The sequence below is a fragment of the Aromatoleum tolulyticum genome (assembly GCF_900156155.1).
In the GTDB taxonomy this organism is placed as follows: domain Bacteria; phylum Pseudomonadota; class Gammaproteobacteria; order Burkholderiales; family Rhodocyclaceae; genus Aromatoleum; species Aromatoleum tolulyticum.
In genome coordinates this window covers 40,857-65,321 of the sequence record NZ_FTMD01000004.1, presented here as the reverse complement: position 1 = coordinate 65,321, position 24,465 = coordinate 40,857, and the positions used below count along the sequence as shown (strand labels likewise).

General features: G+C 66.6%; 25 protein-coding genes. 7 read left to right on the top strand and 18 right to left on the bottom strand.

Annotated features, from left to right (window positions below):
- The first annotated feature begins 19 nt into the window (after nt 1–19).
- Nucleotides 20–472, top strand: coding sequence for a hypothetical protein (locus tag BW991_RS07255; protein WP_076601432.1), 453 nt, complete (start codon nt 20–22; stop codon nt 470–472).
- 64 nt (nt 473–536) lie between these two features.
- The gene (locus BW991_RS07250) at nt 537–1,295 is read left to right on the top strand and encodes a HesA/MoeB/ThiF family protein (RefSeq protein ID WP_076601678.1); all 759 of its coding nucleotides are present in this window, start codon (nt 537–539) and stop codon (nt 1,293–1,295) included.
- 12 nt (nt 1,296–1,307) lie between these two features.
- Here BW991_RS07250 and ribD read toward each other — a convergent pair whose 3' ends face one another.
- The 9 genes from ribD to pmbA form a co-directional block, all read right to left on the bottom strand.
- Nucleotides 1,308–2,402 (bottom strand): bifunctional diaminohydroxyphosphoribosylaminopyrimidine deaminase/5-amino-6-(5-phosphoribosylamino)uracil reductase RibD, encoded by a 1,095-nt coding sequence (ribD, locus tag BW991_RS07245; protein ID WP_076601431.1) that lies wholly within the window; start codon nt 2,400–2,402, stop codon nt 1,308–1,310.
- Nucleotides 2,383–2,898: a transcriptional regulator NrdR gene (nrdR, locus tag BW991_RS07240; RefSeq protein WP_076601430.1), complete on the bottom strand. Its 516-nt coding sequence runs from the start codon at nt 2,896–2,898 to the stop codon at nt 2,383–2,385. Before nrdR ends, ribD begins: the two co-directional genes overlap by 20 nt.
- Before the next feature lie 98 nt (nt 2,899–2,996).
- Nucleotides 2,997–4,247 (bottom strand): serine hydroxymethyltransferase, encoded by a 1,251-nt coding sequence (gene glyA / locus BW991_RS07235; protein WP_076601429.1) that lies wholly within the window; start codon nt 4,245–4,247, stop codon nt 2,997–2,999.
- A 116-nt stretch (nt 4,248–4,363) separates the two neighbouring features.
- Complete coding sequence (locus tag BW991_RS07230) at nt 4,364–5,011, bottom strand: histidine phosphatase family protein (protein WP_076601428.1); 648 nt, start codon at nt 5,009–5,011, stop codon at nt 4,364–4,366.
- Nucleotides 5,002–6,687 carry a TRAP transporter large permease gene (locus tag BW991_RS07225; protein ID WP_076601427.1) on the bottom strand — a complete coding sequence of 562 codons (1,686 nt, stop codon included), beginning with the start codon at nt 6,685–6,687 and terminating at the stop codon, nt 5,002–5,004. Before BW991_RS07225 ends, BW991_RS07230 begins: the two co-directional genes overlap by 10 nt.
- Nucleotides 6,684–7,292 (bottom strand): TRAP transporter small permease subunit, encoded by a 609-nt coding sequence (locus tag BW991_RS07220; protein WP_076601426.1) that lies wholly within the window; start codon nt 7,290–7,292, stop codon nt 6,684–6,686. The genes BW991_RS07225 and BW991_RS07220 overlap by 4 nt, the downstream gene beginning before the upstream one ends.
- 135 nt (nt 7,293–7,427) lie before the next feature.
- A complete protein-coding gene (locus tag BW991_RS07215; protein ID WP_076601425.1) occupies nt 7,428–8,510 on the bottom strand; it encodes a TRAP transporter substrate-binding protein in 1,083 nt (360 codons plus the stop codon).
- Nucleotides 8,511–8,656: 146 nt separating this feature from the next.
- Entirely contained in the window at nt 8,657–9,739 is a 1,083-nt protein-coding gene (locus BW991_RS07210; RefSeq protein ID WP_076601424.1) for a TRAP transporter substrate-binding protein, read from the bottom strand.
- Between the two features lie 149 nt (nt 9,740–9,888).
- Nucleotides 9,889–11,229 (bottom strand): metalloprotease PmbA, encoded by a 1,341-nt coding sequence (pmbA, locus tag BW991_RS07205; RefSeq protein ID WP_076601677.1) that lies wholly within the window; start codon nt 11,227–11,229, stop codon nt 9,889–9,891.
- A gap of 61 nt (nt 11,230–11,290) precedes the next feature.
- On the opposite strand from pmbA, the gene yjgA reads away from it, so the two are divergent.
- Together yjgA and mog are read left to right on the top strand one after the other, a co-directional pair.
- Nucleotides 11,291–11,869 carry a ribosome biogenesis factor YjgA gene (yjgA, locus tag BW991_RS07200; RefSeq protein WP_076601423.1) on the top strand — a complete coding sequence of 193 codons (579 nt, stop codon included), beginning with the start codon at nt 11,291–11,293 and terminating at the stop codon, nt 11,867–11,869.
- Nucleotides 11,870–11,911: 42 nt separating this feature from the next.
- Entirely contained in the window at nt 11,912–12,502 is a 591-nt protein-coding gene (gene mog, locus BW991_RS07195; RefSeq protein WP_076601422.1) for a molybdopterin adenylyltransferase, read from the top strand.
- A 147-nt stretch (nt 12,503–12,649) separates the two neighbouring features.
- Here the strand turns inward: mog and BW991_RS07190 are convergent, their stop codons facing one another.
- The 4 genes from BW991_RS07190 to BW991_RS07175 form a co-directional block, all read right to left on the bottom strand.
- On the bottom strand, nt 12,650–13,330 hold the full coding sequence (locus BW991_RS07190; RefSeq protein WP_076601421.1) for a protein-methionine-sulfoxide reductase heme-binding subunit MsrQ: 681 nt from the start codon (nt 13,328–13,330) through the stop codon (nt 12,650–12,652).
- 8 nt (nt 13,331–13,338) lie between these two features.
- A complete protein-coding gene (gene msrP, locus BW991_RS07185) occupies nt 13,339–14,283 on the bottom strand; it encodes a protein-methionine-sulfoxide reductase catalytic subunit MsrP (protein ID WP_076601420.1) in 945 nt (314 codons plus the stop codon).
- 100 nt (nt 14,284–14,383) lie between these two features.
- Entirely contained in the window at nt 14,384–15,151 is a 768-nt protein-coding gene (locus tag BW991_RS07180) for an anti-sigma factor family protein (protein WP_076601419.1), read from the bottom strand.
- A 2-nt stretch (nt 15,152–15,153) separates the two neighbouring features.
- Nucleotides 15,154–15,657: a sigma-70 family RNA polymerase sigma factor gene (locus BW991_RS07175; RefSeq protein ID WP_076601418.1), complete on the bottom strand. Its 504-nt coding sequence runs from the start codon at nt 15,655–15,657 to the stop codon at nt 15,154–15,156.
- Between the two features lie 249 nt (nt 15,658–15,906).
- Here BW991_RS07175 and aroG point away from each other — a divergent pair, with 249 nt between their 5' ends.
- Nucleotides 15,907–16,992 (top strand): 3-deoxy-7-phosphoheptulonate synthase AroG, encoded by a 1,086-nt coding sequence (gene aroG, locus BW991_RS07170; RefSeq protein ID WP_076601417.1) that lies wholly within the window; start codon nt 15,907–15,909, stop codon nt 16,990–16,992.
- A gap of 177 nt (nt 16,993–17,169) precedes the next feature.
- Here the strand turns inward: aroG and BW991_RS07165 are convergent, their stop codons facing one another.
- Complete coding sequence (locus BW991_RS07165; protein ID WP_076601416.1) at nt 17,170–17,721, bottom strand: cob(I)yrinic acid a,c-diamide adenosyltransferase; 552 nt, start codon at nt 17,719–17,721, stop codon at nt 17,170–17,172.
- Nucleotides 17,722–17,854: 133 nt separating this feature from the next.
- Between BW991_RS07165 and BW991_RS23845 the strand changes: the two genes are divergently transcribed.
- Both BW991_RS23845 and alaS read left to right on the top strand, forming a co-directional pair.
- A complete protein-coding gene (locus tag BW991_RS23845; protein ID WP_170879063.1) occupies nt 17,855–18,013 on the top strand; it encodes a hypothetical protein in 159 nt (52 codons plus the stop codon).
- Between the two features lie 103 nt (nt 18,014–18,116).
- Nucleotides 18,117–20,738 (top strand): alanine--tRNA ligase, encoded by a 2,622-nt coding sequence (gene alaS / locus BW991_RS07160; RefSeq protein ID WP_076601415.1) that lies wholly within the window; start codon nt 18,117–18,119, stop codon nt 20,736–20,738.
- A gap of 413 nt (nt 20,739–21,151) precedes the next feature.
- Here the strand turns inward: alaS and BW991_RS07155 are convergent, their stop codons facing one another.
- The 4 genes from BW991_RS07155 to BW991_RS07140 all read right to left on the bottom strand — a co-directional run bounded on the left by BW991_RS07155 (nt 21,152) and on the right by BW991_RS07140 (nt 24,351).
- Nucleotides 21,152–22,543 carry a phosphomannomutase/phosphoglucomutase gene (locus BW991_RS07155; RefSeq protein ID WP_076601414.1) on the bottom strand — a complete coding sequence of 464 codons (1,392 nt, stop codon included), beginning with the start codon at nt 22,541–22,543 and terminating at the stop codon, nt 21,152–21,154.
- 160 nt (nt 22,544–22,703) lie between these two features.
- A complete protein-coding gene (locus tag BW991_RS07150) occupies nt 22,704–23,135 on the bottom strand; it encodes a YybH family protein (protein ID WP_076601413.1) in 432 nt (143 codons plus the stop codon).
- Nucleotides 23,136–23,216: 81 nt separating this feature from the next.
- A complete protein-coding gene (locus BW991_RS07145) occupies nt 23,217–23,417 on the bottom strand; it encodes a zinc-finger domain-containing protein (RefSeq protein ID WP_076601412.1) in 201 nt (66 codons plus the stop codon).
- A 13-nt stretch (nt 23,418–23,430) separates the two neighbouring features.
- Nucleotides 23,431–24,351, bottom strand: coding sequence for a branched-chain amino acid transaminase (locus tag BW991_RS07140; RefSeq protein WP_076601411.1), 921 nt, complete (start codon nt 24,349–24,351; stop codon nt 23,431–23,433).
- Nucleotides 24,352–24,465 lie beyond the last annotated feature (114 nt).

Below are 24,465 nucleotides of genomic sequence, written 5' to 3'. Positions count from 1 at the left end.
ACTGGATGGGGAGGCTGGGATGCGCCGAGAAACCGCCTACAAACTCGCCGGCCGCCATCACGAGCATCCCGTGGCGGCGGCCGGGCTATTCAAGGAGCGGGAGATCCGCTTCTCCGAGTACCCGCCGCACCAGGCGGAGCAAGCGCTGCGCTCGCTGCGCCTGCTCAAGGGGCTGCATGCAGCCCCCCACGGCGAGCGCCTGCATTCCATCGTCGTTTCCTATTCGGTGCTCGAGCTCTCGCTCGAGGTGTTGGAGGACGCGCTGCGCGACGCGGGATTCCACCTCGACAACTCGCTCTACGTGAAGCTGACGCGCGCCGTCGTGTATTTCTGCGAGGAAACGCAGCGGCATAACGTCGAGTCGCCCGAGCGACTGCTCAAGAAGTCGAACGAGGTCTACGTGAAGGTGTACGAGCATCATCTCCACGGCGACCACGACGACACGCCGCCGGAATTCCGCGAATACAAGTGAGCCCGGTCCGACCGGGCGTCGATGTGCCGGCACTGCGTCCGGCACCATGTGGGTCTTTGTGCCGATGAATGACGATCAGCTTCTCCGCTACAGCCGCCACATCCTGCTCCCGGAAATCGGTGTCGAGGGTCAGGAGGCGATTCTTGCTGCGCGCGTACTCGTCGTGGGGGCGGGCGGCCTCGGCTCGCCGGCGGCGATGTATCTGGCTGCGGCAGGGGTCGGTACGCTGGTCCTGTGCGACGGCGACACCGTGGACCTCACCAACCTGCAGCGGCAGATCCTGCACAGCGCGGAGGGCGTGGGGCGTCTGAAGGTCGAATCGGGGCGCGATACGCTGTTGCGCCTGAATCCGTTCGCCCGTGTGGAAACGGTGGCCGAGCGGCTGGAAGGGGATGCCCTCGAGGCGCAGGTGGCGGCCGCCGACGTGGTGCTCGACTGCTCGGACAATTTCGCCACGCGCCACGCGATCAACCGCGCCTGCGTGCGTCATCGCAAGCCGCTGGTGTCGGGCGCGGCGATCCGCTTCGACGGCCAGGTCTCGGTCTTCGACCTGCGCCAGGCCGAGAGTCCGTGCTACCACTGCCTGTTCCCCGAGGGGCAGGAGGTGGAGGAGATCCGCTGCGCGGTGATGGGGGTGTTCGCCCCCCTTACCGGCATCATCGGTGCGACCCAGGCCGCCGAGGCGCTGAAGCTGCTGATCGGCTGCGGCACGACGTTGGACGGGCGGCTGCTGCTGCTCGACGGTCTCGGCATGGAATGGCGCAGCGTGACGCTCGGGCGCGATCCCGGCTGCGGCGTGTGTGCCGGTCGCGGCGAAGCCTGAGTTCCGCGCCGGTCAGATCGCGAGCGGGCGGGCAATGACCCGCAGGTCGCCGCCGATGCGGCGCACGTCGCGCAGATCGAGCCGCACTGCCTTGTCGAGGGCGGCGAGCTCCGGCAGGTTGAACAGCCCCTGTGCGGTGTCGCCCACGAGCATGGGCGCCATGTAGAGCAGGATCTCGTCGACGCAGCCTTCCCGCAGCAGCGAGCCGTTGAGCTTGAAGCCGGCTTCGGCGTGGACTTCGTTGAAGCCGCGACGTCCGAGTTCCAGCATCAGCGCCGGGAGGTCGACCTTGCCCGCGGTATCGGGCAGCACGACGACCTCGACGCCGCGCTCGGCGAGCGCGGCGATCTTGCCTTCGTCCGCGACCGCGGCGGCGACGAGGCACTTTCCGCCCTGCAGCAGCCTGGCCGAGAGCGGCACGTCGAGGCGTGCGTCGACGAGGACGCGCTGTGGCTGGCGCTCGCAGGGCACTGCGCGCACGTTGAGCTGCGGGTCATCCCCGCGCACCGTGCCGATGCCGGTGAGCACGGCGCACGCGCGCGCGCGCCAGCGATGGCCGTCGCGCCGCGCCGCTTCGCCGGTGATCCACTGGCTGACGCCGTTGTTCAGCGCAGTCTTGCCATCCAGCGTGCTCGCCGCCTTGAGACGCAGCCACGGGCGTCCGCGTGTCATGCGCGCGATGAAGCCGATGTTGAGTTCGCGCGCCTCGCCGGCCATCAGGCCGCTGCTCGCCGCGATGCCCGCCTCGCGCAGCATGGCGAGGCCGCGGCCCGCGACGAGCGGGTTGGGGTCCTCCATTGCCGCGACGACGCGGGCGATGCCGGCGCGGATCAATGCCTCGGCGCAGGGCGGCGTGCGGCCGTGGTGCGCGCAGGGCTCCAGCGTGACATAGGCGGTCGCCCCGCGTGCCGCGTCGCCGGCGACCCTGAGGGCCTCGATCTCTGCGTGCGCCTCGCCGGCGCGCCGGTGCCAGCCCTCGCCGACGAGTTCGCCGTCGCGCATCAGCACGCAGCCGACGCGCGGGTTGGGCGTGGTGGTTTCCAGGCCGCGCGCCGCGAGCTGCAGCGCGCGGGCCATCGCGCGGTGGTCAGTTGCCGAAAAGGTCATTCTCGGCACCTGCGGGGTCGGGACTGTCCTTGCGCCCGCGCTTCGGGCGCGTCTGCACTTCGCGGATCACTTCGGAGAATTCGTCGACGTCGGCGAAATTGCGATAGACCGACGCGAAGCGGATGTAGGCGACCTTGTCGAGCTTCTTCAGCTCCTTCATCACCAGCTCGCCGATCTTCTCGCTCGGGACTTCGGTTTCGCCCAGCGACAGGAGCCTGGCTTCGATGCGGTCGACCGAAGATTCGAGCGCCTCGAGCGTGACCGGCCGCTTGCGCAGCGCGAGCTTGAGGCTGCTCGTGAGCTTGTCGTGGTCGAACTCGGTGCGCATGCCGTTGCGTTTGATGATGTGCGGCATCTTGAGGTCGATGCGCTCGTAGGTCGTGAAGCGCTTGTCGCAGTGGGCGCAGCGGCGCCGGCGGCGGACGACCTCGCCGTCTTCGTTCTCGCGTGTGTCGGTGACCTGGGTGTTCGGGTCGCCGCAGAACGGACACTTCATGGTGTGTGTCGGCCTCTTTCAACTCGCACAAAAAAACGGGGTGTGCCGTGCAAGGACGGCACACCCCGGTTATTCACGCAGGACTCGTTGTCCGCGGATTATTTCCCATACACCGGGTGCTTGGCGCACAGTTCGGCGACCTTGCCACGAACGCGGGTGAGGACCGCCTCGTCTTCGGGGGCGTCGAGCACGTCGGCGATCAGGTGCGCGATCTGCTCGGCCTCGATCTCGGTGAAGCCGCGGGTGGTCATCGCCGGCGAGCCGATGCGGATGCCGGAGGTGACGAAGGGCTTTTCCGGGTCCTTCGGGATGGCGTTCTTGTTCACGGTGATGTGCGCGGCACCCAGCGCGGCCTCGGCGGCCTTGCCGGTGATGTTCTTCGCGCGCAGGTCGACGAGGAACACGTGGCTTTCGGTGCGGCCCGAGACGATGCGCAGGCCGCGCTCCTCACCGAGCACGCGCGCCATCACGCGCGCGTTGGCGATGACCTGTTCCTGGTAGTTGCGGAACTGCGGCGTCAGCGCTTCCTTGAAGGCGACGGCCTTGCCGGCGATGACGTGCATCAGCGGGCCGCCCTGCAGGCCGGGGAAGATCGCGGAGTTGATCGCCTTCTCGTGCTCGGCCTTCATCAGGATGATGCCGCCGCGCGGGCCGCGCAGCGTCTTGTGCGTGGTCGAGGTGACGACGTCGGCGTGCGGAACCGGGTTCGGGTAGTAGCCCGCGGCGATCAGGCCGGCATAGTGGGCCATGTCGACCCAGAAGGTCGCGCCGACTTCCTTCGCGACTTTCGCGAAGCGTTCGAAGTCGATGCGCAGGGAGTAGGCGGAGGCGCCGGCGACGATGATGCGCGGCTTGTGCTCGCGGGCGAGGCGCTCCATCTGGTCGTAGTCGATCTCTTCCTTCTCGTTCAGGCCGTAGGCGACGACGTTGAACCACTTGCCCGACATGTTCAGCGGCATGCCGTGGGTGAGGTGGCCGCCTTCGGCGAGGCTCATGCCCATGATGGTGTCGCCGGGCTTGGCGAAGGCCATCAGCACGGCCTGGTTGGCCTGCGAGCCGGAGTTCGGCTGCACGTTCGCGGCATCGGCACCGAAGAGCTTCTTGAGGCGGTCGATCGCGATCTGCTCCGCGACGTCGACGTGCTCGCAGCCGCCGTAATAGCGCTTGCCCGGATAGCCTTCGGCGTACTTGTTGGTCAGCTGGGATCCCTGCGCTTCCATCACGGCGTTGGAAACGTAGTTTTCCGAGGCGATGAGTTCGATGTGGTCTTCCTGACGGCGGTTTTCGGCCTGGATGGCTGCCCACAGTTCCGGATCGACCTTGGCGAGGGTGTCTTGCGCAGAGAACATGAAACGGTCTCGAAGGGGTGATTAAAGGCGGAGTTTAGCACGCACGGGGAGTGCGGATGAAACGCCGGCCGGGGGGCGCGACGATCGCCGGCGCCCGGTGCCGCGAAGGCTCGGCGTCACGCGTTCGGCAGTTCGTCGCGGGACGCTTCGAGGTGGCGCTTGTCGGCCCAGCTGACGAGGTGCCAGCGCGTGCCGTCGTATTCGATCCAGTTGAGGGCGGCGTTCGGGATGGTGAAGTCGCGCGGGGCGTCGAGCGGCTTGCCGGCGGCGAGGCGATGGACGATGTCGAGCACGCCGCCGTGCGTGACGACCAGGACCTGCTGACCGCTGTGCGAGGCGGCAAGATCGGCCAGGACACCTTCGACGCGGCCGGCGAACTCGGCGAGGCTTTCGCCGCCCCCGGGGAAGGTGAAATGCGGGTCGCGCTGCTTGAAGCGGCGATAGTCGTCCGGAAAGCGGGCTTCGGCCTCGGCGTAGGTCAGCCCCTGGAAGGCGCCGTAGTGGCGCTCGCGCAGGCGGTCCTGGAATTCGACCGCGGCGGCGCGATTGCGCGTAATGGCGACGGCGGTCTGGCGCGCCCGCTGCAGGTCGCTGCAGTAAACGGCGGCGAAATGCACGGTGGCAAGGCTGGCGGCGGTGGCCGCGGCCTGTGCCTCGCCAGTGAGGTTGAGGGGCACGTCGAGGTGCCCCTGCAGCCGCAGCTCCGCATTCCACGCGGTTTCGCCGTGCCGCACGAGGCACAGGCGGGTGGGTCTCACTTCCATGCGCCCCCGCCGCTCTCTCCCCAGCCGCTCTCGCCTGCGGGCTGCTGGATCTGGATGGTGTCGAGGTCGACCTTGGCCTTCTCGTCGAGGCCGCCCGAGACGAGTTCGGGGAAGGCGACGACCAGGGCGACCATGATCAGCTGGATGATCACGAAGGCCACCGAGCCGCGATAGATGTCGCCGGTCTTGAACCCTTCGATGCGTTTGTTCGTGATGCGGTCGAGGTAGGCGTTGGCCGGCGCGACGCTGCGCAGGTAGAACAGCGCGAAGCCGAAGGGCGGGGTCAGGAAGGACGTCTGCAGGTTCATCGCGATGATGACGCCGAACCAGATCAGGTCGATGCCCATCTTGTCGGCGACCGGCCCGAGGAGCGGCATCAGGATGAACGCGATCTCGAAGAAGTCGATGAAGCAGCCGAGGAAGAAGATCACGGTGTTCACGAACAGCAGGAAGCCGAGCTGGCCGCCGGGCAGCCGGTCGAACAGGTGCTCGACCCACTTCTGACCATCGACAGCCGTGAACACGAAGCTGAAGATCGTCGAGCCGACGAGGATGAACAGCACGAAGATCGACAGCCGCGAGGTCGATTCGAGCGCCTGGATCAGGGTCTTGAAGTCGAGGCGCTTGCGCGATGCGGCCATGATCATCGCGCCGACCGCGCCCATCGCGCCGCCTTCGGTCGGCGTCGCGACACCGAGGAAGATCGTGCCGAGGACGAGGAAGATCAGGATCAGCGGCGGGATGAGCACGAAGGTGACGCGCTCGGCGATGCGCGACAGCAGGCCGATCCTCAGCCCCTTGTTGATGAGGGCGAGGACGAGGGCGAGGATCGTGCCGAAGGTCAGTGCTACGACGATGACTTCGTCGAGGGCTGGCGCGACCACGTCCGGCCCCTTGAACCAGTGGAGGACCGTGTCGTAGTTCTTGCCCAGGGCAATCGACGCGGCGGTGACGACTATCGTCAGCGCTCCGAGCGAGCGCAGGCCGGAGCTGCCATCCGGTTCGCGGTAGGCGAGTGCCTCGGGGGGCAGCGCCGGCACCGTCTTGGGTTTGAATATCGCCAGGCCGATGATGAACAGCGCATACAGGCCGACCAAGGCAAGCGCAGGGATCATCGCGCCTTTATACATCTCTCCAACAGGCCGCCCTAGTTGGTCGGCCATCACGATCAATACTAGGGATGGCGGGATCGCCTGTGCGAGGGTACCCGAGGCGGTGATGACGCCGGCGGCGATCGGGCGGCTGTAGCCGTAGCGCAGCATGATCGGCAATGAAATCAGGCCCATCGAGATCACCGAGGCGGCGACGACGCCGGTGGTCGCGGCGAGCAGGGCGCCGACGAAGATCACCGCGAGCGCGAGACCGCCGCGCACCGGGCCGAACACCTGGCCGATGGTTTCGAGCAGGTCTTCGGCCATGCCGCTCCGTTCAAGGATCAGTCCCATAAGGGTAAAGAACGGAATTGCCAGCAAGTTCTCATTTTGCATGATTCCCAAAACCCGCAATGGCAGGGCCTGGAACAGCGTCGACGGAATGATGTCGAGTTCGAGCCCGACGAAGCCGAAGAACAGGCCGCAGGCCGATAGCGAGAAGGCGACCGGGAAGCCGGACAGAAGGAAGAAGATGATGACCCCGAACATGATCGGGGCGATGTTGGCGGAGACGAATTCGATCATTTCTGGGACTCGCCGGCAGCGTTGTTCGGGGGGGTGTCGCCGACGGCGGCGTGGAGGTGTTCCTCGGCGTCGTTATGCGTGTCGTGGGCGAGACTGTCGGGCCCCTTGCCGGTAAGGAAGGCGATGCGCTTGAATAGTTCGGAGATCGCCTGCAGCCCGAGCAGTGCGAAGCCGGCCGGGACCATGGCATAGACGGGCCAGCGGATCAGGCCGCCGGCGTTGGACGAGACTTCGCCCGAAACGTAGGCGCCGTGCACGACCGGCCACGAGAAGCTGATCATGAAGTAGCACAGCGGCAGCAGGAAGACGATGATGCCGATGACGTCCACGATGTTGCGCACCCGCGCACTCAGCTTCCCCGCGACGACGTCGATGCGCACGTGGGCGTTCTGCAGGAAGGCATAGCCGGCGCCGAGCATGAACACGGCGGCGAACAGGTACCACTGGATTTCGAGGAAGGCGTTCGAGCCGACGTTGAAGGCCTTGCGTGCCACCGCGTTCAATGCGCTGATCACCGCTGTGGCGAAGATGAACCAGATGACGATCCTGCCGATGAGCCGGCTGAGTGCGTCGATCGTTTGTGACAACTTGAGCAGAGTTCCCATCGGATACGTGCCTGAAACGGGTGGTAACGCAGGAGCATGGCTACGGGGCCATGCCCGCCGGATCGCCGGTGCAGCCGCGCAACGGCCGGCGGCGGAAGTGCAAACAGCCCGCCGAAGCGGGCCGTCCGGTGTCGCTTACAGTTTCTGTGCGGCCATGTACTGATCGTAGCTGCCTTCGGCGATGCCTTGCCACTGGTAGGCGTCGGCGAGGAAGCGCGAGTAGTCGCCGTAGATCTTCTTCCAGCTCGGGTTCTTGCCGTTCAGCTCGGCATAGACTTCGCGCGACGCCTTGAATGCCGCGTCCATGACATCCTTGGGCAGGCGCTGGAGCTTGGCGCCTTCGGCGATGAGTTGCTTGAGCGAGGTCGGGTTGCGCGCGTCGTAGCGGGCGAGCACCTCGATGTGAGCATCGGCGGCGGCCTGGCGCACGATCGACTGGTACTCCTTCGACAGGCCGTTGTAGGCCTTCGCGTTCACGAGCAGCGAGAACTGGGTGCTGCCTTCCCACCACGCAGGGTAGTAGTAGTTCTTGGCAACCTTGTGCAGGCCCAGGCGGAGGTCGTCGTAGGGGCCGATCCATTCGGCGGCGTCGACCGTGCCCTTTTCCAGCGCCTGGTAGATTTCACCGGCGGGGATGTTCTGCGGCACGGCGCCCAGTTTCGAGATCACGCGGCCGGCGAAGCCGCCGATGCGGATCTTGAGGCCGTTGAGGTCGGCGACCGACTTGATCTCCTTGCGGTACCAGCCACCCATCTGCGCGCCGGAGTTGCCCATCATGAAGTTCACGATGTTGAACTGGGCATAGAACTCGCGCAGCAGTTTCATGCCGTTGCCTTCGTTCATCCACGCGGCCATCTGGCGCGCATTCATGCCGAAGGGGATGGCGCAGTCGAGCGCGAAGGTCTCGTCCTTGCCGAAGAAGTAGTAGGGCGCGGTGTGTGCGCACTCGATGGTGTCCTGCTGCAGCGCGTCGACGACGCCGAAGGCCGGGACGAGTTCGCCGGCGGCATGCACGCTGACGGTGAACTTGCCGCCCGTCGCTTCGGTGACGTTCTTCGCGAAGGTTTCGGCGCCGCCAAAGAGGGTTTCGAGCGATTTCGGGAAACTCGACGCCAGGCGCCAGCGGATGGCCTGTTGTGCGCCGACGATCGCAGGAGCCGTGCCCGCAGCGATGATCCCGGCGAGGCCGGCATTCTTCAGAAATTTGCGACGTTCCACGAGATGTCTCCTCTCAGTGTGTTGCTGGTTGTAATGGCGCCGAGGGTACTCCGTTCGGAATAGGCCGAAAAAGCCGCGGAAAACCCTAACAAACGGCGACGGGGGGGCGGGCACGGGTGCCCGCCCCCCCGTCTGCGGCCGGCAACTCAGAGCTTCTGTGCGGACATGTACTGGTCGTAGCTGCTCTCGGCGATCGAGGTCCACTGGTACTGCTCCTTCATGAAGCGGGAGTAGTCGTCGTAGATCTTCTTCCAGTTCGGGTTCTTGTCGTTGAGTTCGGCATAGACTTCGCGCGAGGCCTTGAACGCCGCGTCCATCACGTCCTTCGGCAGGCGGCGGAGCTTCGCGCCTTCGGCGATCAGTTGCTTGAGCGCGGGCGGGTTGCGTGCGTCGTAGCGCGCCTGGGTGATGACGTGCGACTCGGCGGCGGCGCTGCGCACGATGGCCTGGTATTCCTTCGACAGCGCGTTGTAGGCCTTGGCGCTGACGTACAGGGTGGTCTGGGCGCTGCCTTCCCACCACGCCGGGTAGTAGTAGTAGGGCGCGACACGGTAGAGGCCGAGCTTGAGGTCGTCGTGCGGGCCGACGAATTCGGTCGCGTCGAGTGCGCCCTTTTCCAGCGCCGAGTAGATTTCGCCCGCGGGAATGTTCTGCGAGATCATCCCCAGCTTGGCGAGCACGCGCCCGCCGAAGCCGCCGACACGGAACTTCAGGCCGTTGAAGTCGGCGACCGACTTGATCTCCTTGCGGAACCAGCCGCCCATCTGCGCGCCGGTGTTGCCCATCGGGAAGCTGATGATGTTGTACGGGGCGTAGAACTCGCGCAGCAGCTTCATGCCGTTGCCGTCAAACATCCAGGCGTTGAGCTGGCGTTCGTTCATGCCGAAGGGGATCGCGCAGTCGAACGCGAAGGCTTCATCCTTGCCGAAGAAGTAGTACGGGGCGGTGTTGGCGCATTCGATGGTGCCCTGCTGGATCGCGTCGACGACGCCGAACGCGGGGACGAGTTCGCCCGCCGCGTGCACGGTGACCTGAAACTTGCCGCCAGTCATGTCCGAAACGCTCTTCGCGAACACTTCGGCGGCGCCGATCAGGGTGTCGAGCGACTTCGGAAAGCTCGAGGCAAGGCGCCAGCGGATGTTTTCCTGCGCATGGACGATTGCCGGTGCGGTGCCGCTGGCGAGCACGCCGGCAAGGCCGGCCCCTTTGAGAAACTTGCGACGTTCCACGATCTCTCCTTGTTATCCGTGCTGGAACCGAGACAATGACGCTGGGATGACCCGGGATGCGACGCAGTCGCGCCGGATCGCGCGCCGAATCATAGCCCAGCACGATGGAATTGCGACAATTGCGCGGCGGGGGCTCGCGCCGGAGGCGTTCAGCGTCCGGCGACCTTCATGCGCTCGATGAGGACCGAGCCGCAGATCTTGGCGCCGCGCGGCAGCGCGTCGTTACCGATGGCGACGATGTTGCGGAACATGTCGCGCAGGTTGCCGGCAATGGTGATTTCTTCCACTGCGTGCTTGATCTTGCCCTTCTCGACCCAGAAGCCCGCGGCACCGCGGGAGTAGTCGCCGGTGACGTAATTGACGCCCTGGCCGAGGAGTTCCGTGACGACGAGGCCGCGGTCCATGTGCTTGACCAGCGCGGCGAAGTCCATGTCGCCGGGCTTGACGATGAGGTTGTGCGAGCCGCCAGCGTTGCCGGTGGTCTGCAGGCCGAGCTTGCGTGCCGAGTAGGTCGACAGGAAGTATCCCTGCAGCACGCCGTCGGTGACGACTTCGCGGTCGTGCGTGGCCACGCCGTCGCTGTCGAAGGGGCTGGAACCGAAGCCCTTGGGCAGGTGCGGCCGCTCGGAGATATTCACGAGCGGCGAGAACACGGGCTGGCCGAGGCTGTCGAGCAGGAAGGAGGACTTGCGGTACAGCGAGCCGCCGCTCACCGCATAGACGAAGTTGCCGATCAGCGACACGGCGAGCGCCGCGTCGAACAGCACGGGCACTTCGCAGGTCTTGATCTTCTTCGCGCCGAGGCGCGCGAGCGCACGTTCGGCGGCGCGCCGGCCGACCGATTCGGCCGACATCAGCTCGGCGGCGTCGCGGCGCGTGTCGTACCAGTACTCGCGCTGCATGCCGTCGCCTTCGCCCGCGATGACGGAGCATGACAGGCTGTGGCGCGAACTGGCATAGCCGCCGATGAAGCCGTTGCTGTTGGCGGAGACGAAGTGCGATTCCTGCGTCGAGACGCTGGCGCCTTCGGAATTCGTGATCTTCGGACTGGCCGCAAAGGCGGCGTCCTCGCAGCGGCGCGCGGCGGCGATGGCCTCTTCGACGCTCGGGCGCCAGGGGTGGTGGAGATCGAGGTCGGGGCAATCCTTCGCCATCAGCGCGGCATCGGCCAGTCCGGCGCAAGGGTCGGGGGCGGTGAAGCGCGCGATCGAGACCGCCGCATCGACGGTGGCCTTGAGGGCCGCCTTCGAAAAGTCGGAGGAGCTCGCATGGCCGCGTTGCTGACCGAGGTAGACGGTTACGCCGATGCCCTTGTCGCGGTTGTACTCGATCGTATCGACTTCGCCCTTGCGTACCGTCGCGGACTGGCCGAAGCCTTCCGAGACGTCGGTTTCGCAGGCCGACGCGCCGCGCTTCTTCGCGAACTTGAGGATGTCGCTGGCGATTTCCTGCAGGCGGTCGGAGGGAAAGGAGAAGCCTTGATCGGACATGGGCGGGAGACCGTTGAGCAAAGGCTATAATCTTACCCCGTTCCCACCGACTGTACTTTTCATGAGCCACGCCCACGACGACGAAATGCTGCCGGACGACGAATCGGGGTTTCCGGAGCGGCCGAGCAAGAGCCAGCGCAAACGCGACATGCATGCGCTGCAGGATCTGGGCGAGCAGCTGGTGGCGCTGTCGCTGGATCAGCTGAAGAAGGTGCCGATGTCCGAGTCGCTTGCCGACGCGGTGCGCGAGGCCAAGCGCATCACCAGCCACGAGGGGCGCCGGCGCCAGATGCAGTATCTCGGCAAGCTGATGCGCAACGTCGATCCGGCGCCGATCCAGGCGCAGCTGGATGTCTTCAACGGCATTTCGAAGGCGGAGATCGCACGTCAGCATCGCCTCGAGCGCCTGCGCGCCGATCTGCTGGACGACGAGAAGACGCTGCAGGCGATCGGCGAGCTGTGGCCGGAAGCCGACTTCCAGCAACTGCGCACGCTGCGCCGCAATGCGATCAAGGAGCGCGAGCTGAACAAGCCGCCGCGCGCGTTTCGCGAAATCTTCCGCATCCTGCGCGATCTCGACGCCGCGGCGGGCGAAGGCGGCGCAGCGGATGCCGCAGCCGACGATGGCGCCGATGAATGAGCCGAAGAATGCGGGCTATGGAGACGCAATGAGGGAGACGCAATGAGCGACGAAATCACCATCGGCCTGGTTTCGATCAGCGACCGGGCTTCCGACGGGACCTACGAGGACCAGGGCATCCCGGCGCTGAAGGATTGGCTCGCGAAGGCGCTGACTTCGCCGTGGCGCGCGGAGACGCGGCTGATCCCGGACGAACGGCCGATGATCGAGCGTACGCTGCTCGAGCTGGTCGACACCGTGGGGTGTTCGCTGATCCTGACGACCGGGGGAACCGGTCCGGCCGTGCGCGACGTGACGCCGGAGGCGACGCTGGCGGTGGGCGAGAGGGAGATGCCCGGTTTCGGCGAGGAGATGCGCCGCATCAGTCTGAACTTCGTGCCGACGGCAATCCTGTCGCGCCAGGTTGCGGTGATCCGCGGCAAGTCGCTGATCGTGAATCTGCCGGGGCAGCCGAAGTCGATCCGCGAGACGCTGGAAGGGCTGCGTGCGGCCGACGGTTCGGTCGCGCACGTCGGCATCTTCGCGGCCATTCCCTACTGCATCGACCTCATCGGCGGGCCCTACGTCGAGACCGACGAGGCCGTGATCAAGGCCTTCCGGCCGAAGAACGCGATCCGGCCGAAGCAGGGCTGAGGTGTTCGCGGACTGGGGCGCTTTCGGCTTCGATCCGCCCCCGCCGCGCCGCATTTCGCGCTTCGTTGGCGCGTGGCGGACGCCTCAGCACGAAACGCGCCGCAACGGGGGCTGCGTTTCCGGCAGATGGGAGGCTTTAACGGTTGGCTATCTGGGTGATTTTGCGACGAGCGGGATGACCTTCCCGCCCGGCATCGGGCGCGGCATGCTCGCGGCGATCTGGCGGCGGCGCTCCTGCTCGCGCCACCAGCCGCGCATGCCGAGCAGGGCGGCGAGGATCAGGCCGTAGATCATCGGTTCGAGGATGTCGGCCTTCACCAGCCACCAGTAATGCACGATCGCGAGGATGCCGATCGCGTACACCGCGCGGTGCAGCGACTGCCAGCGCCGTCCGCCGAGGCGCCGGATCGCGTAGTTGTTCGACGTGACGGCGAGCGGGATCAGCAGCACGAAGGCCGAAAAGCCCACGGTGATGAAGGGGCGCTTCATGATGTCGTGCGCGATCGATTGCAGATCGAAGAACTGGTCGAGCCAGAAATACGTCGTGAAGTGCAGGCTGGCGTAGAAGAACGCGAACAGGCCCAGCATGCGGCGCAGGCGCAGCAGCCAGTTGAGCCCGGTGAGCTTGCGCAGCGGGGTGACGGCGAGCGTGATGAGCAGGAAGCGCAGAGTCCAGTCGCCGCTGCCGCGCGTGATCGCCTCGATGGGGTTGGCGCCGAGGGCGTCGTCGAACCAGCGCTGCGTGTAGAGCGCGAACGGCACGAGGCACAGGGCGAACAGCAGGGCCTTGATCGCGGCGAGCCGGGCGGCGGACGGGGTCTTGGTCATCGTGCGGATCAGAAGGACTTGCGCAGGTCCATGCCCTGATACAGGTTCGCGACCTGTTCGGCGTAGCCGTTGAACATCAGCGTCGGGCGCTTGCGGAATTCGCCTATCCGTCGCTCGGTCGCCTGGCTCCAGCGCGGGTGGTCGACGTTCGGGTTCACGTTCGAATAGAAGCCGTACTCGCTCGGCGCGGACTTGTTCCACGCGGTGCGGGGCTCCTTGTCGACGAGGCGGATCGCGACGATGGATTTGGCGCTCTTGAAGCCGTATTTCCACGGCACGACGACGCGCACCGGCGCGCCGTTCTGGTTCGGCAGCACTTCCCCGTACAGTCCGAGCGTGAGCAGCGTCAGCGGATGCATCGCCTCGTCGATGCGCAGGCCCTCGGTGTAAGGCCAGTCGAGCACCGGGCGGCGCAGCATGATCTTCGGGTCGTAATGGGTGACGAACTCGACGTACTTTGCGCTGCCTTGCGGATCGACCTGCCTGAGCAGCGCCGACAGCGGAAAGCCGACCCACGGGATGACCATCGACCATGCCTCGACGCAGCGCAGGCGGTAGATGCGTTCCTCGAGCGGCGCGAGCTTGAGCAGGTCGTCGATGTCGAAGGTGCGAGCCTTGCCCGCAAGGCCTTCGACGCGCACCGTCCACGGGCGCACCGTCAGCTTGCCGGCGTTCGCGGCGGGGTCTTCCTTGTCGGTGCCGAATTCGTAGTAGTTGTTGTAGGTCGTGACCGCCTTGTACGGCGTCTGGGGCTCGTCGCTGCTGAACGGCGAACGTGCCAGCGGACCGAGCTTGGCTGCCGCGGCGCGCGCTTCGGATGGAAGTCCGGCCCACATCGCGGCACCGGCGGCGAGCGTCGCGCCGGCGCCGAGGAGGAAGCGCCGCCGGTCCTCGAACAGGGCTCGCGGGGTGATTTCCGACGGCAGGATGTCGCTGGGCCTGAGGATTCGCATCGCGTCACTTCATGGGATGAAAGGTTGCTCGTTCGGCATCCGCATGATGCCGAAGTTCCGGCTGGTTGGGGAATTTGCCCCGCTCGATGCGGGGCGACCGTCAGGGAGCGATCTGGTGATAGACGCTGTTCGCGAGCGGCAGCAGCGTGTCGCGGCCGAACTGGCCGGACAGCGCGTAGGCGAAGCGGCCGTCCACCCAGTAGAACACGCCCACGTCGCCCTGCTGTGCGTAGCGGAAGGCGGTCGTGCCGGCGCCGTCGTCGCGCACGCTGAGGTACAGCGTGAGGCGGCGGCCGCCGTCGTTCTCGTACATGAACTGGGCGCTGGGGCCGTCGGCAGCAGGCAGCAGGCGGCCGCCGAGCAGCGCGAAGCCCTGCTCGCGCAGGTCGGGCAGCTTCACCGGGGCGCCGAGGCGCTTCGTCAGCCAGGCGACGAGATGCTGTTCCTGGTCTGCGCCGACTTCGACGGGATGGCGGACTTCGGGCGAATACACCGCGTGGGCGACCGCGGCGCGATGCGGCAGGGATGCGAGGGTGTCGCCATCGGTGGCGGAGGACTGACCCAGGCGGTAGCCGAGGCCCGCGCCCGCAAGCGCGCCGACGGTCATCCAGGCGGCAACGGCGGCGAAGCGGAGGGGGCGCGCGGGCCGGCGCCGTTCGAGCGAGGCACGCAGGCGTGCCGGGACCGGCTCGGCGAGGAGCGGATCGTAGGCGCTGCGCAGCGCTTCGCTGTTTGCTCGCCATTCCTCGATGCGCGCGGCGCGTGCCGGATCCTCGGCCAGCCAGGCGTCGACCTCGGCGCGACGGGCGGCGTCGAGTCGCCGGTCGACCCAGGCATGCAGATCGTCTTCGCAGATCGGGCGGGGCATGGCTATTTCACAACCTTCAGGTAGTCGGGTACGGCGGATTGCCCGGCAAGCACCTGACGCAGGCGTTCGCGCGCGCGCGACAGGCGCGACATGACGGTGCCGATGGGCGTCCCGAGGATGCGGGCGGTGTCCTCGTAGCTCATGTCTTCCAGCGCGACGAGCAGCAGCACTTCACGTTGCTCGGGGGACAGCTGCTGCAGTGCGCGCTCCAGCTCGCGCAGCTCGATCCCGTCCTGTTGTTGGGGGCGTACCGCGATCTCGGGCAGGTCTTCGGGGGGACGGAAGTCCATGGCGCCCGCGGCGCGGTACTGGTTCACGAACACGTTGTGCATCATCGTCAGCAGCCAGGCGCGCAGGTTGCCCGGGCGCCACAGGCGCCCTTTCTGCAGGGCGCGTTCGAGCGTGTCCTGCACGAGGTCGTCGGCGCGTGCGGCGTCGCCCGTCAGGCCGCGCGCATAGCGGCGCAGGCGCGGGATTTCGGCGAGAAGGGCATCGTCGGAGAACATGCGGGGCAATTGTCAGGGGCAGGCGGTGTGCCACACGTTGTTGCTCCCGTCGCCGGGCTGGCGGCACGTGTTCATGATCGGGTTCCTCGATGGTGGCTGGTAATGCATGAACAGGTCTGCTGCCGGGATTATTCCGTCGCGTCTCGGTTGTCCGTCGTCATTGCCTGCCGTGTGGTCCGGAGCCACGGCGGACGCCGATCTTCGGCTAGAATCGAAAGCTTGCCAATGCCACTCTGCAGAGTTTTCGCCATGTCCGCTTCAGTCAAGATCCACATCGACGACGTCCGCATCAAGGAAATCAAGGAGCTGGTGCCGCCCGCGCACGTGCTGCGCGAGTTTCCTGCGACCCCGAAGTCTGCGGAAGTGGCGTTCGAGGCGCGGCAGGCGATCCATCGCATCCTGTTCGGCGCCGACGACCGCCTGCTGGTCGTGATCGGGCCCTGTTCGATCCATGACATCGATGCTGCGCTCGAATACGGACGCAAGCTGAAGGCCGAGGCGGCCCGCTTCAAGGACGAACTCCTCGTCGTGATGCGCGTGTATTTCGAGAAGCCGCGCACCACTGTCGGCTGGAAGGGGCTGATCAACGATCCTTTCCTCGACAACAGCTTCCGCATCAACGAAGGCGTGCGCCTTGCACGCAAGCTGCTGTGGGAAATCAACGAGATGGGCCTGCCGGCCGGGACCGAGTTCCTCGACATGATCACGCCGCAGTACATCGGCGACCTGATTTCGTGGGGCGCGATCGGCGCGCGCACGACCGAGAGCCAGGTGCATCGCGAACTCGCGTCGGGACTGTCGTGCCCGGTCGGTTTCAAGAACGGCACCGACGGCAACGTGAAGATCGCCGTCGATGCGATCAAGGCCGCGCAATCCCCGCACCATTTCCTGTCGGTGACCAAGGCCGGCCATTCGGCGATCGTATCGACGATGGGCAACGAGGACTGCCACGTAATCCTGCGCGGCGGCAAGACACCGAACTACGATGCGGCGAGTGTTGACGCGGCCTGCAAGGAACTCGCGGCGTCGGGGGTGCCGGGCAAGGTCATGATCGACTTCTCGCATGCCAACAGCCGCAAGCAGCACCGGCTGCAGATCGACGTCGCGCGCGATGTCGGTACGCAGATGGCGGCGGGCGAGGACCGCATCATCGGCGTCATGGTGGAGTCGCACCTGAAGGACGGGCGTCAGGATCTGGTGCCGGGCAAGGAGCTCGAGTACGGCAAGAGCATCACCGACGCGTGTATCGGCTGGGAGGACACCGTGACGGTTCTTGAAGTCCTCGCCGAGGCGGTGCGCCAGCGGCGCGTGAGCCACGGCGCCGATCTGGAGTAAGGCGGGCATCCGCGCCGGAATGTTCCGGCGCGGAGAAATGTTCCGGACCCTTCCGGTCCGCCCGTCCGGGCGTGGCGAAGGGTCCGTGCGTGGCGCGGCTTTCACTCCGCAACGACCCGCGGTCCGCGCGCGACGGCCGTCAGCGCGGGGACTATTTCCGCTGCTGCCTGCGCCGGATCAGGCGTTCTTGCGCTTTTGCCACAGCACGTCGCCGCTGCCGCCGGCGCGGTTGAGCACGCGGCCGAGCACGAACAACAGGTCCGAGAGGCGGTTGAGGTACTGGCGCGGACCGTCGTTGACCGCCTCTTCGAGCGCCAGTGCGACCAGCGAGCGTTCGGCGCGCCGGCACACCGTGCGTGCGTGATGCGCCAGCGCGGCGGGGCGGGTGCCGCCGGGCAGGATGAAGTCCTTGAGCGGCTCCAGCGGTTCGTTGAAGCGGTCCAGTTCCTGTTCGAGCTTCTCGACCTGCTTCGAAGTGATCATGCTCATGCCCGGAATGCACACTTCGCCGCCGAGGTCGAAGAGGTCGTGCTGCGCGTCGGTCAGCAGCGTGCGCACGTCTTCGGGCAGTTCCTCGCACAACAGCACGCCGATCGCGGCATTGAGTTCATCGACTTCGCCGAGGGCATGGATGCGCAGGCTGTTCTTGGACACGCGCTTGCCGTCGCCGAGTCCGGTGGTGCCGGCATCGCCGGTGCGGGTGTAGATCTTGGAAAGTCGGTGTCCCATGTGCTCCTTGTCCTCTGTAAGTGCGGGTCGGCCGATTATAGGGGAAGCGTCGCAGCGCATCTGCCCCGTTCAGTCGGCATTCATTCGCGAACCGTATCCTTGCCTCTGTACGAACCCACACGAGGACGGGATCATGAAGTTCAGCGAAACGGAGTTCTTCGGCCAGTTGCTCAGTGTCGTCGCCGGCAGCGTGCTGCTGGTGATGACATGTGCCTTCATCTCGATTCCCGCCACGCTTGCGCGAGCGCCGGGCGCGGTGGCAGCGATCCCGGTAGCGGTGCATCTGACCTGAGAAGCGGGTGAGACCGCCCGGCGGCGGCGTGACGGCAGTTGGAGTTAGAATTCATCTTTTTACGAATTCCGCTGTGTCGACGCAGCCGAGGCGAACCTCATCCATGAAAAGCGCTGAAATCCGCGAGAAGTTCCTCAAGTTCTTCGAATCCAAAGGCCACCAGATCGTTGCCTCCAGTTCGCTGGTGCCGCACGAGGATCCCACCCTGCTGTTCACCAACGCGGGGATGAACCAGTTCAAGGACGTGTTCCTCGGCTTCGACAAGCGTCCGTACTCGCGCGCGACGACCTCGCAGAAATGCGTGCGCGCCGGCGGCAAGCACAACGACCTCGAGAACGTCGGCTACACGGCACGGCACCACACCTTCTTCGAGATGCTGGGCAACTTCAGCTTCGGCGACTACTTCAAGCGCGACGCGATCGCCTACGCGTGGGAGCTGCTCACCGGCGAATTCAAGCTGCCGAAGGACAAGCTGTGGGTCACGGTGTACGCGGAGGACGACGAGGCCTACGACATCTGGACCAAGGAAGTGGGTGTGCCCGCCGAGCGTGTGATCCGCATCGGCGACAACAAGGGTGCGCGCTACGCGTCGGACAACTTCTGGATGATGGGCGACACCGGCCCCTGCGGGCCGTGCACCGAGATCTTCTTCGACCACGGCCCCGAGATCTGGGGCGGCCCTCCGGGCTCGCCCGAGGAGGACGGCGACCGCTACATCGAGATCTGGAACAACGTGTTCATGCAGTTCAACCGCGACGAGGCGGGCGTGATGCATCCGCTGCCCAAGCCCAGCGTGGACACCGGCATGGGCCTCGAGCGCATCTCGGCGGTGCTGCAGCACGTGCATAGCAACTACGAGATCGACCTGTTCCAGAACCTGATCAAGGCGGCGGCGCGCGAGACCAAGGTCGCGGACCTCGACAGCCCGAGCCTGAAGGTGCTGGCCGACCACATCCGCGCCTGTTCCTTCCTGATCGCCGACGGCGTGATCCCCGGCAACGAGGGGCGCGGCTACGTGCTGCGCCGGATCATCCGCCGCGCGATCCGCCACGGCTACAAGCTGGGCGCGCGGGTGGCATTCTTCCACCGCCTGGTGGCGGATCTGGTGGTCGAGATGGGCGAGGCCTATCCCGATCTGAAGGCCGCCCAGGCGCGCGTGTCCGAGGTGCTGAAGCAGGAAGAGGACCGCTTCTTCGCGACGATCGAGAACGGCATGACCATCCTCGAGGCCGAGCTGGCGGCGATGGCGGCGGCCGGCGTCAAGGTGTTCAACGGCGAGACGGCGTTCAAGCTGCACGACACCTACGGCTTCCCGCTGGACCTGACCGCGGACGTGTGCCGCGAGCGCGACGTGACCGTCGATGCGGTGGCCTTCGACGCGGCGATGACGCGCCAGAAGGAGCAGGCGCGCGCGGCGGGCAAGTTCAAGATGGCGGCGAACCTCGACTACGACGGTCCGGCGACGACCTTCCACGGCTACGAGCGGCTGGAGGAGCGCGGCAACGTGCTGGCGCTGTACAAGGACGGCGCGCCGGTCAACGAGCTGGTCGAGGGCGAAATCGGCGTCATGGTGCTGGACAACACGCCGTTCTATGCCGAGTCGGGCGGCCAGGTCGGCGACCGCGGCGAGCTGCGCGGCGCGGCGGGCATCTTTGCGGTCGAGGACACGCAGAAGATCCAGGCCACGGTGTTCGGCCATCACGGCGTGGTGAAGACGGGCCGGCTGTCGGTTGGCCAGGGCGTGACGGCGAAGGTCGATGCGGCGGCGCGTGCGCGCACGCAGCGCAATCACTCGGTCACGCACCTGATGCACAAGGCGCTGCGCGAGGTGCTGGGCGCGCACGTGCAGCAGAAGGGTTCGCAGGTCGATCCGGACAAGACGCGTTTCGACTTCGCGCACACCGCGCCGATGACGGCGGAGGAGATCCGCGAGGTGGAGGAGATCGTCAATGCCGAGATCCTCGCCAATGCGGCGACCGATGCGCGCGTGATGCCGATCGAGGAGGCGCAGAAGACCGGCGCGATGATGCTCTTCGGCGAGAAGTACGGCGACGAGGTGCGGGTGATGACGATCGGTTCGACGCGGGAGCTGTGCGGCGGTACGCACGTCGCGCGGACCGGTGATATCGGCTTGTTCAAGATCCTGTCGGAAGGCGGCGTCGCGGCAGGCGTGCGCCGGATCGAGGCGGTGACGGGCGAGCTGGCGCTGCACTATGTGCAGGAGCAGGAGCGGCGCGTGCAGGGCGTGGCGGCGTTGCTGAAGGCGCAGCCCGACGAGGTCGCCGAGCGCGTGGCGGCGGTGCTGGACAACGTGCGGGCGCTGGAGAAGGAGCTGGCGCGGCTGAAGTCGAAGCTGGCGGCGAGTCAGGGCGACGATCTGGTGGCGCAGGCGACCGACGTGAAAGGCGTCAAGGTGCTGGCGGCGATGCTGGATGGTGCCGACGTGCCGACCCTGCGCGAGACGATGGACAAGCTGAAGGACAAGCTGAAGTCGGCGGCGATCGTGCTGGCGTCGGCGGCCGACGGCAAGGTGAGCCTGATTGCGGGCGTGACGGCGGACCAGACGGGCAGGGTGAAGGCCGGCGAACTGGTGAACTTCGTCGCACAACAGGTCGGCGGCAAGGGCGGCGGACGGCCGGACATGGCGCAGGCGGGCGGCACCGAGCCGTCGAAGCTGCCGGCAGCGCTGGCGGGCGTCGCGGACTGGGTGGCGGGTAAGCTGTAAGCCTTCGCCTCTTCGCGATGTCTCTCGGGAGCCCCGTCGGTCTTTGGCCGGCGGGGCTCTTCTACTTCCGGGGCGCGGTTTGTTGGCGTGCGGGACTCCGTGGTCGGCGGCGTCGCCTTCCCCCTCCGGGCAGACGTTCGCGGCCTTCGGCTTCCCGCCGACCAGACCGTTGCGGGGGCGTCGGCGCAAACTCGGGCGCTGCGCGCCCTCAGACATGCGCCGCCGTCCTTCCCCCGCAACGGCCCGGCCGGCGGCGCTCGCGACAGCCCTGCGGGGGAAGGCGACGACGCCTGGCATGGTGCCGGAGATGGGTGTGTGGGGTTTGTTCCGTGTGAAAGGAAAAGGCCCCGATCGCCGGTGGTTGCCGGTGATCGGGGCCTGGTGTTTGTTGTTATTGTTGTTATCGGATGTTCTTAGAACGGCAGCTTGAGGCCGGGCCAGACTTGGTCGATCGCGCTGCGGAAGGCGTTCTGGATGCGTGCGATCGCGGTCTCGTTGTCGGCTTCGAATCGTAGCACGACCACCGGCGTCGTGTTCGACGGACGTGCGAGTCCGAAGCCGTCGGCGTATTCGACACGTACGCCGTCGAGGGTGATGATTTCGGTGGCACCGTCGAAGCGGGCGGCTTCCTTGAGGCGGCGCACGAGTTCGAAGGGTTCGCCTTCGGCCATCTTGATGTTGAGTTCCGGCGTGCTGACCGCCTCCGGCAGGCCCTTCAGCACGGCGCTGGGGTTGGCGTGGCGCGACAGGATCTCGAGCAGGCGGGCGCCGGCGTAGAGGCCGTCGTCGAAGCCGAACCAGCGTTCCTTGAAGAACACATGGCCGCTCATCTCGCCGGCGAGCGGGGCGCCGGTTTCCTTGAGCTTGGCCTTCACGAGGGCGTGGCCGGTCTGCCACATCGTCGGCTTGCCGCCGTGCTGGCGCACCCAGCCGGCGAGGTTGCGGGTGCATTTGACGTCGTAGATGATCTCGCCGCCCGGCACCCGCGACAGCACGTCGGCCGCGAACAGCATCAGCTGGCGGTCGGGGTAGATGATCTCGCCGTCCTTGGTGACGACGCCGAGGCGGTCGCCGTCGCCGTCGAAGGCGAGGCCCAGTTCGGCATCGGTATCCTTCAGGGCGCGGATCACGTCCTGCAGGTTCTCGGGCTTGGACGGGTCGGGGTGGTGGTTCGGGAAGGTGCCGTCGACCTCGCAGAAGAGTTCGACGGTTTCGCAGCCGAGGCGGCGGAAGAGTTCGGGGGCGACGGCGCCGGCGACGCCGTTGCCGCAGTCGATGACGATCTTCATCGGGCGGGCGAGCTTGACGTCGGAGACGATGCGTTCGAGGTAGGCGTCGACGACGTTCTCCTGGCGCAGCCGGCCAGCGCCGTGGGCGAGGTCGTTGTCGGCGATGCGGCGGCGCAGGTCCTGGATCAGGGGGCCGTACAGCGTCTGGCCGCCGAGCACCATCTTCAGGCCGTTGTAGTCGGGCGGGTTGTGGCTGCCGGTGACGCTGACGCAGGAGTCGGTGCCGAGCTGGTAGGCGGCGAAGTAGGTGAGCGGGGTGGGCACGCAGCCGATGTCGACGACGTCGACGCCGGCGGCGCGGATGCCGTCGGACAGCGCGCCGGCGAGCTCGGGGCCGGAGAGGCGTCCGTCGCGGCCGACGGCGATCGCGCGCTGGCCGCGCGCCACGGCTTCCGAGCCGAGGGCGTGGCCGATGGCACGCACGGCGTCCGCGGTGAGGGTGCGGTCGACGATGCCGCGGATGTCGTAGGCCTTGAAGATTTCAGCTGCCGGGACGGCGTAGGAGGTCGATGTCATGGTCGGCGTGTTCTTGTGCAGAGTTCGGGGGCGGGGCCGGGCCCGACGCTCGGGCGCGTCGGGTCCGCCGAGGTGCGCAGGATAGCGCAGTTGCGTGATGCAGATGTGTCGGAACGGCGGAAAAAGCATAAGGGCATGTTGCGGCGCCGCATCGACGGAATCAGTGCACGATGCGCGGGCCGTCCTGCATGCCGGCGTGGTGGATTTCGGGGGCCGGCGAGGCGTGGTGCATGATCATCTTCCATCCGTGCGGCCCGCTGGCGTAGATGTTGGTCGCGATCATCGGCGGGGGCATGCGGTCGTCGCCCGGGAGGGCAACGTGTTCGATGACGTTGTGCGTCGCGAGCAGCGAGTTGCCTGCGGTGACTCGCTGGGAAACGCTGACCGTGAGGCGGGTGCCGCCGGAGAATAGCTGGCGCCAGGATTCGTGTACGGCGCGCAGGCCGACGAGGCGGGCGCCGTCCGGGTGGATGCACACGACCTCGTCGTCTTCGGACCACACCTGCATCATCGCGTCCAGGTCGGAGCGCGCGAGCGCATCGTAAAAGGCCGTCTCGGCCTCCAGGGCGGTGGTGTAGACGGGTTTGTTCACTTGTTGCTCGGACGATGGGCTGGATCGGAAAAGCAATGGGGGCATTGCTGCCCCCATTGTCGGTTCATGCGTCCCTCTGGATCAGTGGTGACCCTTCGGGTGTTCGCCGGTGAACACGTACTTGGCGCTGCAGTACGGGCAGACGGCTTCACCTTCGGCCAGCACGTCGAGGAAGACGCGCGGGTGGCGCGCCCACAACGGCGCGTCGGGGCGCGGGCAGTACAGCGGCAGGTCGTGCGCGGTGACGGCGATCGTTTGGTTCTTGTCCTGGTTTTCGGCCATGGCGAATGCGTCCTCAGATGAAAGAGAGCCAGCGCTCGTATTCGGGGGCGCGGCCATTGACGATGTCGAAGAAGCGCGCCTGGATCTTTTCCGTGATCGGGCCGCGCTTGCCGGCGCCGATCGTGCGGTTGTCGAGTTCGCGGATCGGCGTGACTTCGGCCGCGGTGCCGGTGAAGAAGGCTTCGTCGGCGATGTAGATGTCGTCGCGCGTCATGCGGCGCGATTCGAAGCGCAGGCCCAGCTCGCGCACCACGTTGATCACCGAGTCGCGCGTGATGCCGGTCAGCGCGGAGGCGATTTCGGGTTCATAGACCACGCCGTCCTTGATGACGAAGAGGTTTTCGCCCGCGCCTTCGGCGACGAAGCCCTGGGTGTCGAGCAGCAGCGCTTCGTCATAGCCGTCCTGCGTGACCTCGAGGTTCGCGAGGATGGAGTTGGCGTAGGTGCTGGCGAGCTTGGCGCGCGCCATGGTGACGTTGACGTGCTGGCGCGCGAAGGACGAGGTCCTCACGCGGATGCCCTTCTCGAGGCCTTCCTCGCCGAGGTAGGCGCCCCACGGCCACGCGGCGATGGCGACGTGCACGCGCGCGCCGCGTGTCGAGATGCCCATCTTTTCCGAGCCGTAGAAGGCGATCGGGCGCAGGTAGCAGGATTCGAGCTTGTTCGCGCGCACGACTTCCAGCTGGGCTTCCATGAGTTCTTCCTTGGAGAAAGGAATGTCCATCATGTAGATCTTGCCGGAGTTGATCAGGCGCTGGGTGTGCTCGGGGAGGCGGAAAATCGCAGTGCCCTTGGCGGTCTTGTACGCGCGCACGCCCTCGAATACGGACAGGCCGTAGTGCAGGGAGTGGGTCAGGACGTGCGTCGTCGCCTCGCGCCACGGCACGAGTTTTCCGTCCTGCCAGATGAAACCGTCGCGGTCAGCCATGGACATGGTGGGATTCTCCAGCGGAATTGTATTCAGGGGGGATCCGCCCCGGAGGGCGGAACGAATTCGCGATTTTAGCGCAATCCCGGCGGGAATGCCGGGATGCGGGCCGGTCGCGGC

Bases quoted from the DNA above. Each gene is read 5' to 3' on its own strand.
- BW991_RS07230 (WP_076601428.1), bottom strand. From the start codon at position 5,011: ATGGAAGTGAGACCCACCCGCCTGTGCCTCGTGCGGCACGGCGAAACC.
- BW991_RS07175 (WP_076601418.1), bottom strand. From the start codon at position 15,657: ATGTTCTCCGACGATGCCCTTCTCGCCGAAATCCCGCGCCTGCGCCGC.
- BW991_RS07220 (WP_076601426.1), bottom strand. From the start codon at position 7,292: ATGGGAACTCTGCTCAAGTTGTCACAAACGATCGACGCACTCAGCCGG.
- BW991_RS07145 (WP_076601412.1), bottom strand. From the start codon at position 23,417: ATGGCCGAAAACCAGGACAAGAACCAAACGATCGCCGTCACCGCGCAC.
- ribD (WP_076601431.1), bottom strand. From the start codon at position 2,402: ATGACCTTTTCGGCAACTGACCACCGCGCGATGGCCCGCGCGCTGCAG.
- BW991_RS07180 (WP_076601419.1), bottom strand. From the start codon at position 15,151: ATGCCCCGCCCGATCTGCGAAGACGATCTGCATGCCTGGGTCGACCGG.
- BW991_RS07225 (WP_076601427.1), bottom strand. From the start codon at position 6,687: ATGATCGAATTCGTCTCCGCCAACATCGCCCCGATCATGTTCGGGGTC.
- glyA (WP_076601429.1), bottom strand. From the start codon at position 4,247: ATGTTCTCTGCGCAAGACACCCTCGCCAAGGTCGATCCGGAACTGTGG.
- BW991_RS07165 (WP_076601416.1), bottom strand. From the start codon at position 17,721: ATGGGACACCGACTTTCCAAGATCTACACCCGCACCGGCGATGCCGGC.
- BW991_RS07255 (WP_076601432.1), top strand. From the start codon at position 20: ATGCGCCGAGAAACCGCCTACAAACTCGCCGGCCGCCATCACGAGCAT.
- BW991_RS07190 (WP_076601421.1), bottom strand. From the start codon at position 13,330: ATGACCAAGACCCCGTCCGCCGCCCGGCTCGCCGCGATCAAGGCCCTG.
- yjgA (WP_076601423.1), top strand. From the start codon at position 11,291: ATGAGCCACGCCCACGACGACGAAATGCTGCCGGACGACGAATCGGGG.
- aroG (WP_076601417.1), top strand. From the start codon at position 15,907: ATGTCCGCTTCAGTCAAGATCCACATCGACGACGTCCGCATCAAGGAA.
- pmbA (WP_076601677.1), bottom strand. From the start codon at position 11,229: ATGTCCGATCAAGGCTTCTCCTTTCCCTCCGACCGCCTGCAGGAAATC.
- mog (WP_076601422.1), top strand. From the start codon at position 11,912: ATGAGCGACGAAATCACCATCGGCCTGGTTTCGATCAGCGACCGGGCT.
- BW991_RS23845 (WP_170879063.1), top strand. From the start codon at position 17,855: ATGAAGTTCAGCGAAACGGAGTTCTTCGGCCAGTTGCTCAGTGTCGTC.
- msrP (WP_076601420.1), bottom strand. From the start codon at position 14,283: ATGCGAATCCTCAGGCCCAGCGACATCCTGCCGTCGGAAATCACCCCG.
- BW991_RS07155 (WP_076601414.1), bottom strand. From the start codon at position 22,543: ATGACATCGACCTCCTACGCCGTCCCGGCAGCTGAAATCTTCAAGGCC.
- BW991_RS07250 (WP_076601678.1), top strand. From the start codon at position 537: ATGAATGACGATCAGCTTCTCCGCTACAGCCGCCACATCCTGCTCCCG.
- alaS (WP_076601415.1), top strand. From the start codon at position 18,117: ATGAAAAGCGCTGAAATCCGCGAGAAGTTCCTCAAGTTCTTCGAATCC.
- BW991_RS07140 (WP_076601411.1), bottom strand. From the start codon at position 24,351: ATGTCCATGGCTGACCGCGACGGTTTCATCTGGCAGGACGGAAAACTC.
- nrdR (WP_076601430.1), bottom strand. From the start codon at position 2,898: ATGAAGTGTCCGTTCTGCGGCGACCCGAACACCCAGGTCACCGACACA.